The sequence below is a fragment of the Gordonia sihwensis NBRC 108236 genome (genome assembly GCF_000333035.1).
Taxonomy (GTDB): domain Bacteria; phylum Actinomycetota; class Actinomycetes; order Mycobacteriales; family Mycobacteriaceae; genus Gordonia; species Gordonia sihwensis.
In genome coordinates this window covers 40,459-51,779 of record NZ_BANU01000039.1, presented here as the reverse complement: position 1 = coordinate 51,779, position 11,321 = coordinate 40,459, and the positions used below count along the sequence as shown (strand labels likewise).

Below are 11,321 nucleotides of genomic sequence, written 5' to 3'. Positions count from 1 at the left end.
ATACAAGACCGGGCGATTGCCGACTATCGGGCGGCACAAGCGCGCAGGGTGGATGATGACCTTGCCTCTGTTGCTGAGGCTTTGGCGGCGGGGCAGGCTGCGGCGGGGAGGGTAGCCGAATGCGTGGCTGAGGCCGTTCGTGTTGGCAAGCCCGCCGGGGAGCGGTGGCGTCGAGTCTATGGCTGGCGGCTTGGCGACGAGGGTTGGCCGCGTGACCTGATTCTCCCCGAGTGGACCGACAACGCCGAGGAGGTGCCACCTAAATACAAGTATCCACTTGAAACTGAGTCGTACGTCTATGGCGGTGCTGATTATGGTTACCGACCGCCCGATTATCTGCTTGAGATTCTTCGCGAGTATGGGTATGTGGATTATAGTCGCATCTTGCGCAAGGCGGTGTCGAGGACGCCGCTGACTGGCTGGCGGGTGCTGTATCGGCATGCTACAGACTGGCGGACCGGAGTCCACTGGGCGTCAATTCCGGTGCAGGCCATAGCGTGTTCGGCTGGGTGGATGGGGCGTGCTCTCGGCAACGAAACAATCGCGCCAGTGTCATACACTTTCGGTGCTCTGGTTCCCGCTGAGGCGATTGTTGGTCGGATTATGCATTACTCTGGCGGTGACGATTGGCTTGGTATTCCGCGCCAGTCGAAGGTGTTTGATTCGCCTGTTGGTGATGTGTTGTTCGAGGTGGTGGAGCATGAGTATATTGTTGATCCGGATTTGGTTGACCCGTCTTTGACGTGGAAGTGTGGTGCGGTGCGCACGGAGGACTGGATTGCTGGTACGACGTTTCGTATTGCTGGTGATGTGGAGGAACCGCTCATTTGGGCGAAGAGTTAGGACAGCGGCCCCGAGGCGAATTATGCTTCGGGGCCGCTGTTTTTGTCTTAAGGTTCTAACTGTTCCACGTCACGCCGCAACGGAGGCCGCGTGTGGTTCCTTCCTGTTCGTGGGCGGATTTGAGATTGCCGTTCACCCAGATTTCGCATCGAATGTAGTTATTGAGATATGGGTAAGCAACAAATCCGACCTGTTTCGGCGGTGAGGCAAGGTGGAATGTCTTAGACCAGCGTGTGTTTGTCCCGCCTTGAGGATCATTTACCTGCATCTCCGTCGGCGTCCGAAGAGACTGGCGGCGCGATCGGTTGGAACACCGGCCGCGAAATCGTCACGGATGGTGCTGTTGCGTTGACCGGGCGAGGCTCCTGCTTCACGAGGGCGACGGCACCAGTCGTCAGGGCGATGGCGGCAATGACGGCGACGCCTACGAAGCTCCAGAGTGCGATGTGCTTCCGTCGCGGTGGTGCGGCGTCTGCCTGCGGTTGAAGTGCCTGGCGCAGTGAGTGTCTGGTGCACCGGACTGTGCCGTTGCCCTGGGTTGGTGTGCCGACGCATTCGTCGGTGTCACTGCGGTCTACGCATTCGGGGTCGTGATCGGTCACAGGCTGCCTATCATCCGGTCATCGACCCCGCTGCGGGTCAACGTCGTCAGCCACACGTCGCCTCCGACTGGGTTGTTGTGCCGATCGCTCACAGGTTTGGCCCACTGGGCGAGTTTGAAGCACTGATTCGGATCGCCGACGTCTGTGCTCGGCGCCGTGCGTAGCTCGTCCTCATCTGGACAGAAGTTCATCGCGATCTGGCCGAATCGTTGGTCCATTGCTTGAGGGCTAAAGCCTGAGGCGGATTCGAGTAGGTAGCCGAATGGGCATGGGGCGAAGCCTTCGGCGGGCACGGTGCCACTGAAGCCGAACACGCGGGCGCGCACGTGATCGCCGGGAACGTGGTCTGCAAGGTCCCAAAGACTACGCAGAACCGTGACGCTCGTGTCCACGGCGGCTTGGGGTGTGAAGCACGTCTGGCCTGCCATGTGGTCAAGCCAGGCGGCGAGGGTTCGTCCATCACCACTGCCGGTGAAGAGGTGCGTCCGGGTCCGATCGGTGACAATCTTGCGGTGGTATTCGTCTGGCGTCCTGCCGACGCCTTTGGCAAGCGTGTCGGTGATTACGGTGATCCGCCCTGGTTCGAGGGACCTCATGATGAGTGTCATCGCGGCAGGTAGTCCCGAATTGCCGCAACGAGTGTGTCGCTTTCGTCGCCGGACGGAAGTGTGATGGACTCTGCACCCTCGACGTCGATGCCGTAGGCAAGAGTGAAGTATCGCTTCGGATCATCCCAGTCGGAAGGCCGCCTGACCTGGACGTCTGCAACGCGAATAGCACGAACCCGCCGCCATGGATACAGCACGCAGACTTCTATCGTGAGGGTGACTCTTTCGACGTTGTTCCACCCAGCTTCGTCGTCGTAGTTGAGAATCGCATGGACCAGCCCGGCTGGCGTCGCGGCGACGATGAGCTCGTGTTGCTGTACATCAACTTTGCGCACAGATGCGATGGCGTTGCCGATGCCAGCTAGCGCAGTGAGGATCGCGTTGGCGTGTGAGGCGGGTGGCGTCTTGGGCAGGACTGTGGGGGATTCGTCGCTGAGTATCACTGCAACATCTTCTGATCCGATTTGGAGAGATGCTGCGTTTTGCCCATTTTGTGTTCTGCGGGACACGAAAAGCCCCCGACTGCGCGATGAGGTTGGCTGCCGGGGGCCTCGGTGGTACTTACAACGCTTCGGCCACCCGCCCAAGAAGCGACTGGGCCTCTTCCAGCGCGACGAGGACGGCGGGCATCGACTCGACAGTCAGATTGGCTTCGAAGTCGAACAGGATGACTTCATGCTGCGGCTGGGTCGAGCCGGGGGAAAAGAACGTGATCACATGGATATCGCCGGTCGGTAGGCCGAGGCGCACCATGCGTTTGGACCAGGTAGCGCAGACGTAGCCGTCATCCTCCGCGTTGATGGCGGGCGTGAGTTCGAGTTTGGTTGCTGCGGCGTGGATGGCGGCGATGTTGGCGTGCTGGGTGTCGCGGTCAGCGGTGGTCATGTCGTGGTTCCTTCCGTTGTGCCCTGGTTGGCGTGGAAGGACTCAGAAGCGCGTACGTGGACACGTCCCTGGCACACGATTTGTCACATGTCTGATGGTGTGTGACAAGCGATCTGACGTCTGCCTGGTGTTATTGGTGCCCCCACCGGGATTCGAACCCGGACTGAGCGGATTTTAAGTCCGATGCCTCTGCCGTTGGGCTATGGGGGCGCGTGACAAGCATGCCAGGCCGCCGGAGGCCGGGTGTCTGCCGGTCTCCGCCGAACCGGTGGAACCGGACTTCAACCATGGCGCCTGCCGCAGAAACGGAGTACGCTCATTAATAAGCGTGATCGACGATTGCGGGAGGTGGCAGGTGGTCGAGAACGAGACGGCTGCCGGCGGGCGCCGCGACCGCAATATGCGTCAGAAGCGCGACCGCATCTTCCGCGCGGCAACGGAACTGTTCGCCGAGAAGGGATACGACGCCGTCACCACGCGCGAGATCTCCGAACGTGCCGACGTCGCCGCCGGGACCCTGTTCCGGTACGCGTCGTCGAAGGTCGAACTGCTGCTGATGGTCTACAACGAGCAGTTCCGTCGATCACTGGAGTCCGGCGTCGAACGTTCCGCCGAGTCGGACGACGTGGTCGACGCGCTGCTCGCGGTGGTCGCGCCCATACTCCGGAGCGCCGCCGTGCGGCCGGAGAACGCGGCCGCTTACCAGCGGGAGTTGGTCTTCGGAACCCGATCCGAACGATATCGAGCAGAGGGCGTCGGCCTGGTTCGACAGACCGAGGTGGCGCTGGCGGACGTGCTCGCCGCGGAGGCGCGCCGACGGGGCGTCGTCACATCCGCGGACGCGGTGCGCGCCGCCGGCCGCTCGGTCTTCGCCGCGGTCCACCTCGACGTCGCGCGCAGCGCCGCGACACTCGACGACCCCGAGTCCGACGCCCCCTCCGACCCCGCCGATCTGCGCAGACAACTCCGGCAGATCGTCGATGGATTCTTAGCCGATCACGATGAGAGGAACTGACAATGTCCGACATCAAGAAGGTAGTGGTACTGGGAACGGGCGTGCTGGGATCGCAGATCGCGTTCCAGTCGGCCTACAGCGGGTTCGAGGTCACCGCTTACGACATCGACGACGACGCCCTCGCCAAGGCGAAGGAGCGGTTCGCCGGACTGGTCGAGACTTACAAGAACGAGGTGCCGGGCGCCGCGGACGGGAAGGCCGAGGCCGCCCTGGCTGCGCTGGCGTACTCGTCGGATCTGGCAGAGGCCGTCGCCGACGCCGATCTGGTGATCGAAGCCGTTCCCGAGGTACTCGACCTCAAACGCGACATCTATCAGAAGCTGTCCGCCGTGGCGCCGGAGAAGACCATCTTCGCGACCAACTCGTCGACCTTGCTGCCCAGCGACATCGTGGGGTCCACCGACCGCCCGGACCGGTTCCTGGCATTGCACTTCGCCAACCGCGTGTGGCAGTTCAACACCGCCGAGGTGATGGGCACCGCACAGACCTCGCCGACTGTCTTCGACACGATCGTCGAGTTCGCGGGCGAGATCGGCATGGTGGCCATCCCCATCCACAAGGAGAAGGCCGGCTATGTGCTCAACTCACTGCTCGTTCCCTTCCTCAACGCGGCGCTCGAACTGGCTGCGGGCGACTACGCCGAACCCAAGGACGTCGACAACACCTGGCGGATCGCAACCGGAGCACCGATCGGGCCGTTCCAGATGTACGACGTGATCGGTCTCAACACGCCGTACAACATCATGGCCAACGGTGATGAGCACGCCCAGCAGCTGGCCGCCTGGCTCAAGGAGAACTACATCGACAAGGGCAAGCTGGGGATCGCGGCGGGCGAAGGCTTCTACAAGTACCGGTGACAGGTCCGCACCGGCTCGCGTCGCTTGCCACGGTGGCATCTGCTCTACCGTGAATGTGATCGGATGTGCGCGAGCCGGTGAGGGCGGTGGGCTGTTGTTCCCGCTGATGACGTCGATTCTGGTGGCGGCAGGCGGTGGTCGCGCGATGGGCCGGCTCGTGGCACTGGTGAGTCTGCCGACCGCGCTCGGCCCGATTCTGGGTCCGGTAATCGGCGGCGTGATCCTGCACTGGCTCGACTGGCAGTGGCTCTTCGTGGTGAACGTCCCGGTCTGTCTGGTCGCGCTGGCGCTCTCGCACCGGATCCCGGACGACCGTGCGCCCGACTCCGACCGCGCCCGTCTCGACGTGATCGGCGTGTGCCTGCTCGCACCCGGTCTGGTCGGAGTGCTCCTCGGTCTCTCGAACACCCACCGCGGTGTGATGCGAACCGACGTCCTGCTCCCGATGCTCGCCGGTGTCGTGCTCCTGGCCGTCTTCGCGTTCCGCTCCGCTCATGCCACTGGAGCCACGCTCGTCGACGTGCGGGTGCTGGCCCGGCGCGCGGTGTCGGCGTCGTCGATCGGGCTGTTCTTCTTCAGCGTGGTCTCGTTCGGTGCGATGCTCGCGCTGCCGTTGTATCTGCAGAGCGAACGTGACGAGTCGGTGCTCATGGCCGCCCTCGTCCTCATTCCGCAGGGAGTGGGTGCCCTGATGTCTCGGTCCCTCGCCGGTGCACTGACCGATCGCATCGGGGCTCGCTGGATCGCTGTTGCGGGCTGCGGCATCGTCGCCGTGGCCACCGTCCCGTTCGCGCTCGCGGACGCCTCGACGAATCTGGTGTGGCTGATGGTCGCGCTCTTCGTTCGCGGTCTGGGGCTGGGAACACTGCTGAGTCCGCTGATGGCGGCGGGCTTCGTGGGGGCCGACGGTTCGGAACGCAACGACATCAGTGTCGTCACGCGGTCGTTCCAGCAGGTCGGCGGCTCATTCGGGACGGCGGTGATCGCCGTCGTCCTGACCGCCGGCGCCACCATGACCATCGGGTTCCGCTACTCGTTCTGGTGGGCCACCGGCCTGGCGGTCGCGGGCGGTGTGCTGGCGCTGCTGCTCCCGGGCCGAGCCTCGGTGCCGGCGCCCACTGTCCGGCACGAAGGTGTCCGGGCCTGAGGCACGAAGGAACATCGACGCCGGCGCTGGTGTTGGACCGAGACGACATCAATTCTTGGAGGCGCGCTCATGCAGGTCGAGATCTGGACCGACGTCAACTGTCCCTTCTGCTATCTGGGAAAGAAGCGATTCAACGACGCGTTGGCCGAGTTCGACCACGCCGAGCAGGTGCAGGTGGTGCACCGCTCGTTCGAACTGGACCCGACGGTGCCCGCGGGAACCTCGGGCGACGTAGTGCAGCATCTGGCGGAGAAGTACGGGCGCACCCTGGAGCAGGCCGCGGAAGGCGAGCGACGGCTCGGCGACGCGGCGCAGGAGGCCGGGCTGGAGTACGTCACCGACGGGCGCGACTACGGCAACTCCTTCGATATGCACCGGCTCCTTCACTGGGCGAAGGAACTGGATCGGCAGGAGGCGATGCTGGACGCGCTGTACCTGGCCAATTTCGCGGAGAGCGAGCCGTTGTTCGGCGACACCGAGCGCCTCGTCCGGGTCGCAGTCGGTGCCGGTTTCGACGAGACGAGTGTGCGAGAGGTTCTCTCCGACGAGCACCGATACGCAGACCTGGTCCGCGCCGACGAACGGCAGGCGCAGGAGTTCGGCGTCAACGGAGTGCCGTTCTACGTCTTCGACCGCAAGTACGCGGTGTCCGGGGCGCAGCCGGCGGAATTGTTCACCCAAGTCCTCAACAGGGCATGGGACTGAGAATCTTGTCGAGTTGTGTACCCGTGGGGTGCACAACTCGACAAGATCTGGTCTGTGCCGTCGCCTACGGCGCCACATCCGTGTAGTCGGTGAATCCGTACTGATCGTGCGGACCGATGACGGAGAACTCGAACAAGCCCTCGCCCCGCACGGTGCGATCCCCCTCCGACAGTTCGAAGGTCGCGAGATGGTCGGCAGGACAGAATAGCTTCATGGTCGCGTCGAGTGCGGAGACCTTCAGGTGCAGCGACTCCACCTTCTCCTCGCCCTGCCACATGCCGTGCCGCCAGTCCTGTTCCAGTCCGTAGCCCGTGCCGAATCCGATGAAGTTCGCCAGCCGTGGCGCGCAGCGCACCACGATCTCCTCGCCGCCGGGGCGGATGAACCGCAGGATGGCCGACGCCGGCTCGCGCCCGCCCGAGACGAACGTGACGTCGTGCTCCACGCGGCCGAGCCATTCCGGCTCGCGCGCCGGATCGTTCCAGATCCGTCGCGCATCGCCCATGACCCGCTCTCCGGTGCGCAGTTCCTGCACGATAACCGTGACCGCGTAATCGTCGAACCGCATCACCGAGTAGATCCAGAAGAACGACGCGGCATCGGTCTCGGCGGCGCGTCGCCCCGGCGGCTCCGCTTCGCCGACCGGGCGCACACCCCACGACCGGTCGCGGTTGCCGCGCCAGGTGTGCGGCTCCACCGCGAAATGAGTGCCGTCCACTGTCATCGATCCGGTCCATCGGCCGGTCTGGACGAATCGCATGGTGTCGAAGGTGACGCGTTCGAGCTGTCGCTGAAAGTGGCGCGGCTCCAGAGCAGCAGGAGAGTCGGCGTCGAAGACGAGATCGAAGGAGAGGTCTCCGTGACCCGGCGCGAGTCGCACGTGCAGCTTCTGCAGACCGTCCACCACCTCGACGAGGAAGGGGCCCACGCGCAGGTCGTTGCGGTTGGCGCCCAGCGCCCGTGATCCTCGCACCACGATGTGCTCGTCGCGATACCGCACCACGGCGAAACAATCGGTGACGCCGAGATTGGGATACACGCCGAGTCCGACGATCAGCCACGGGTCGTCGGGATCGCCGTGATGGCAGTTGAAGTAGTAGCGATCGTAGAAGTTGCGGTCGGAGGTGCCGACGTGACGGATCACCTCGGCGACCTGGTGAATCGGGTAGTCGTCCATCTCCGAGAGCATCATTTCACCTGTTCCCAGTAGGTACCGGCCAGCATCGCTTCGAGAGTCGCCCGGTGCATGATCAGTTCGTCGGGATCGGCGGGTTCCGCTGCTTGACCGAAATGGATCGCGCGACATTGGATTCGGAACATCACCACCGCGTGGATCAGGGCCGCGTACGTGGTGTAGAAGTCCAGATCGGCGGGTGCGTGTCCGGTCTGCCGCCGGTATTCGGCGGCGACGTCCTCGCGTCGCAGGAAGTCGGGCAGTCCCTCGATTCCCGCCATCTCCGCGAGGTCCTGAAAGAAGCGGTGGAGAAAGATCATCCACCCGATGTCGAGTTCCCTCGGGCCGAGGGCGGCCATCTCCCAGTCGAGAACGGCCACCGGTTCGAAATCGCGGTACATGATGTTGCCGATGCGGGCGTCTCCCCAGGTGAGCACGTTCTCGGCCGGCTCCGGCCTGTTCTGCTCGACCCAGGCGAAGGCGCGTTCGATGAGTGGCGACCCCGCCCGGCCTGCGCTGGCCCAGCGGTAGAAGTCGCGAAGGCGCCGGATGTGTGCGGCGAGCGGAGACTCGCCGGCGGCGGGCTGCGCGATGAACACGTCCGGCACCGGTACGCGGTGGATCTCGGCGAGGACTCGGACCGTCGCACACATCATCGACGATCGCTGTTCGGGCGTGGCCTCGGTGACCCAGGAGCCGAAGTTGTACGGCATGACATCCGGCGGCACCTGTCCGTCCACGCGGTCCATCACGAAGAACGGTGCGCCCAGCGCCGCCGATCCCGTCTCCGACCACCAGAGCCGGGGCAGCGGAATGTCGGAATGAGTGCGGACGTGATCAATGAGCCGGTACTGCCCGTCGAGGTCGTAGGAGGGGAAGACCGGATCGCTCTCGGCTTGCGGCGCCACGCGGATCACCAGGGACCGCTCCTGACCTCCCCACGACGCTTCGGCGAGGAGCGTCTCGCTCGACATCCCGTTCGACTCCGGCACCGTCACGGCCGTGACACGTGCATCGGGACCCTCCTGCCGACGCAACCAGTGACCGAGTCGTTCGCGGAGCCAGTCCGGATCGCGCCGGGATTCGCTCGGTCGTGCCACCTGCGCGCTGCCTTCGTGATCGATCGCATCCGCCATATGTCGATTGAAACACGTTCTATTTCAAACGTGTGGTGAATCACTCGGCGGCAGCCGGGGCTTCCTCGAATGGACGCCCAGTTGCTAACTTAACGCTGATAAGTGATCGCGATCAGGGGACTCGGAGATGCTCACTGGATTGACACGACGTGTGGTCGGGGCGCCCAGACTGGTACTGGGAGTAGCGGTGGTGCTGCTCGCGCTGTGCGGCTTCTACGGGCTCGGTGCCGCGGACAAGATGCTCGCCGGCGGATACGACGACCCGCATGCGGAGTCGTCCCAGGCCCGCGACGTCCTCGATCGGGAGTTCCATCGGGGTGGTGCCGACGTGGTGGTGAAGATCGACGGGCCCGCGGGTACCGATATGGCGACGAGCGGCGCGGCCGCGGAGGTCGGCCGGAAGATCGTCGGTGAGCTCGAGGCGGCGGGCTACGTACAGAAGCCCATCCTCTCGATCTGGTCGAATCCGGGGCTGGCCGGAGAACTCCTCAGCAGGGACAAGACCTCCACGCAGATCATCGCGGGCCTCGACGGCGGTGACGAACTGGCTCCGAAGCACGCGGCCGAACTGTCCGATCGGCTCACCGGGAAAATCGACGGCTTCGAGGTGAAGGTCGGCGGCCAGGGGTTGATGTACAGCCAGGTGAATCAGCAGACGTCGAAGGATCTCGCGGTGGCGGAGGCCATCGCGATCCCGATCAGCTTCCTGCTCCTGATCGTGGTGTTCGGCGGGGCGGTGGCCGCGGCACTGCCGATCCTGGTCGGCGTGGCGGCGATCGCCGGAACGATGGCGTTACTGCGGGTCATTGCTGGATTCGCCGACGTGTCGATCTTCGCGCTCAACCTCACCACCGCGATGGGGCTGGCGCTGGCGATCGACTACACCCTGTTGATCGTCACCCGATACCGCGAGGAGGTCGATCGCGGGTTGGGCCGTCGCGACGCCGTGCTCCGCACGATGGACACCGCCGGGCGCACGGTCTTCTTCTCCGGCATCACGGTCGGACTGTCGCTCGCGGCGCTGGCGATCTTCCCGATGTACTTCCTCCGTTCGTTCGCCTATGCGGGCGTCGGTGTGGTGGTCGTGGCGGTGGCCGCGGCCCTGATCATCACGCCCGCACTGTTGGTGGTTCTCGACGATCGTGTCGACGCGCTCGACGTCCGGGCGTGGATCCGGCGGCGGCGCGGCCGTCCCGAGCCGGAACCGAAGCCGATCGAGCAGACGGGCTGGTACCGCATGGCGACGGTGGTGCTGCGACGCGCCGTCCCCGTCGCGATCATCGTTCCCGCAGTGCTGCTGCTCCTCGGAGCACCCTTCCTCGGCATCAAGTTCGGCTTCCCCGACGACCGCGTGCTGCCGTCGACGGCCACCGCACACTCGGTGCAGCAGGAGATCCGGGACGAGTACGACCAGGACTCGGGCGGCACGGCGACCGTGGTGGTCGAGGGGGCGGTCTCCGACCACGCGATGTCGGACTACGCGGCGGCACTGTCGAGAGTCACCGGGGTCGGCGCCGTCACCGCTCCGGTCGGCGTATTCCTGGAAGGACGTCAGGTGGCGCCCGGCGACCCCTCGGCCAGGTCGGGCGAGTACTCGGTGGTGACGGCGTCGAGCGACGTCGATCCGCTGAGCGAGGCAGGGCAGGATCGGGTGTCGGCGCTGCGCGCGGTCCCGGCCCCGCAGGGTTCAGTGGTCCAGGTGACCGGCCTCGCCGCACTCAACCACGATGTGGTCGCGGCGTTGCTCACCTATCTGCCGTGGGTGCTCGGTGTGATCGCCGTGCTCACGTATGTCCTGCTGTTCCTGTTCAGCGGGAGCGTGGTGCTACCGCTCAAGGCCGTCGTCCTGAACGTGCTGTCGCTGTCGGCCACGTTCGGCGCGATGGTCTGGATCTTCCAGGACGGTCACCTCGGGGGCCTCGGCACCACGTCGACAGGCTACCTGGTGGCGACGATGCCCGTGCTGATGTTCTGCATCGCCTTCGGGCTCTCGATGGACTACGAGGTGTTCCTGCTCGGCAGAATCAGGGAGGAGTGGCTCAAATCCGATCGGACCAGAGCAGCCAACGACCACGCCGTCGCCGTCGGCATCGCCCGAACCGGGCGCGTGGTCACGGCAGCTGCCCTGCTGATGAGCATCGTCTTCGCCGGGATCGCCGCGTCGGAGGTGTCGTTCATGAGAATGTTCGGAGTCGGTCTCACCATCGCAGTGTTGATGGACGCGTCGTTCATCCGCATGCTTCTGGTTCCCGCGTTCATGCGGATCATGGGAGTGGGAAACTGGTGGGCGCCGGCACCGCTTCGTGCGCTGCACGACCGGTTCGGATTCAAGGAGGAGTGAACTGCGGT

Annotated in this window: 11 protein-coding genes and 1 tRNA gene; 6 read left to right on the top strand and 6 right to left on the bottom strand. The window is 64.8% G+C overall.

Annotation, left to right across the window (positions count from 1 at the left end; genetic code table 11):
• Positions 1-843, top strand: an 843-nt coding sequence (locus GSI01S_RS20255; RefSeq protein WP_006898076.1) for a hypothetical protein, incomplete at its 5' end; no start/stop codon positions are given.
• Between the two features lie 598 nt (positions 844-1,441).
• Here the strand turns inward: GSI01S_RS20255 and GSI01S_RS18005 are convergent.
• From GSI01S_RS18005 to GSI01S_RS17990, 4 genes are all read right to left on the bottom strand, one after another.
• On the bottom strand, positions 1,442-2,053 hold the full coding sequence (locus GSI01S_RS18005; RefSeq protein WP_006898073.1) for a hypothetical protein: 612 nt from the start codon (positions 2,051-2,053) through the stop codon (positions 1,442-1,444).
• On the bottom strand, positions 2,050-2,496 hold the full coding sequence (locus GSI01S_RS18000) for a hypothetical protein (RefSeq protein ID WP_006898072.1): 447 nt from the start codon (positions 2,494-2,496) through the stop codon (positions 2,050-2,052). Before GSI01S_RS18000 ends, GSI01S_RS18005 begins: the two co-directional genes overlap by 4 nt.
• Positions 2,497-2,614: 118 nt before the next feature.
• Complete coding sequence (locus GSI01S_RS17995; RefSeq protein ID WP_006898070.1) at positions 2,615-2,938, bottom strand: hypothetical protein; 324 nt, start codon at positions 2,936-2,938, stop codon at positions 2,615-2,617.
• Positions 2,939-3,072: 134 nt separating this feature from the next.
• Positions 3,073-3,148, bottom strand: a tRNA-Leu gene (locus GSI01S_RS17990).
• Positions 3,149-3,266: 118 nt separating this feature from the next.
• Between GSI01S_RS17990 and GSI01S_RS17985 the strand changes: the two genes are divergently transcribed.
• The 4 genes from GSI01S_RS17985 (at position 3,267) to GSI01S_RS17970 (ending at position 6,662) form a co-directional block, all read left to right on the top strand.
• The gene (locus GSI01S_RS17985) at positions 3,267-3,953 is read left to right on the top strand and encodes a TetR/AcrR family transcriptional regulator (protein ID WP_244874929.1); all 687 of its coding nucleotides are present in this window, start codon (positions 3,267-3,269) and stop codon (positions 3,951-3,953) included.
• 2 nt (positions 3,954-3,955) lie between these two features.
• Positions 3,956-4,810, top strand: coding sequence for a 3-hydroxyacyl-CoA dehydrogenase (locus tag GSI01S_RS17980; RefSeq protein WP_006898068.1), 855 nt, complete (start codon positions 3,956-3,958; stop codon positions 4,808-4,810).
• Positions 4,710-5,957: an MFS transporter gene (locus tag GSI01S_RS17975; RefSeq protein ID WP_081598156.1), complete on the top strand. Its 1,248-nt coding sequence runs from the start codon at positions 4,710-4,712 to the stop codon at positions 5,955-5,957. The genes GSI01S_RS17980 and GSI01S_RS17975 overlap by 101 nt, the downstream gene beginning before the upstream one ends.
• Positions 5,958-6,026: 69 nt before the next feature.
• The gene (locus tag GSI01S_RS17970) at positions 6,027-6,662 is read left to right on the top strand and encodes a DsbA family oxidoreductase (protein ID WP_006898066.1); all 636 of its coding nucleotides are present in this window, start codon (positions 6,027-6,029) and stop codon (positions 6,660-6,662) included.
• A gap of 64 nt (positions 6,663-6,726) precedes the next feature.
• Here the strand turns inward: GSI01S_RS17970 and GSI01S_RS17965 are convergent, their stop codons facing one another.
• Both GSI01S_RS17965 and GSI01S_RS17960 read right to left on the bottom strand, forming a co-directional pair.
• Positions 6,727-7,851, bottom strand: a complete 1,125-nt coding sequence (locus GSI01S_RS17965) for an Rv3169 family protein (RefSeq protein WP_006898065.1) — start codon at positions 7,849-7,851, stop codon at positions 6,727-6,729.
• Positions 7,851-8,972 carry a phosphotransferase family protein gene (locus GSI01S_RS17960; RefSeq protein ID WP_006898064.1) on the bottom strand — a complete coding sequence of 374 codons (1,122 nt, stop codon included), beginning with the start codon at positions 8,970-8,972 and terminating at the stop codon, positions 7,851-7,853. Before GSI01S_RS17960 ends, GSI01S_RS17965 begins: the two co-directional genes overlap by 1 nt.
• Before the next feature lie 127 nt (positions 8,973-9,099).
• On the opposite strand from GSI01S_RS17960, the gene GSI01S_RS17955 reads away from it, so the two are divergent.
• Positions 9,100-11,313: an MMPL family transporter gene (locus GSI01S_RS17955; protein ID WP_006898063.1), complete on the top strand. Its 2,214-nt coding sequence runs from the start codon at positions 9,100-9,102 to the stop codon at positions 11,311-11,313.
• The last annotated feature ends 8 nt before the right edge of the window (positions 11,314-11,321 follow it).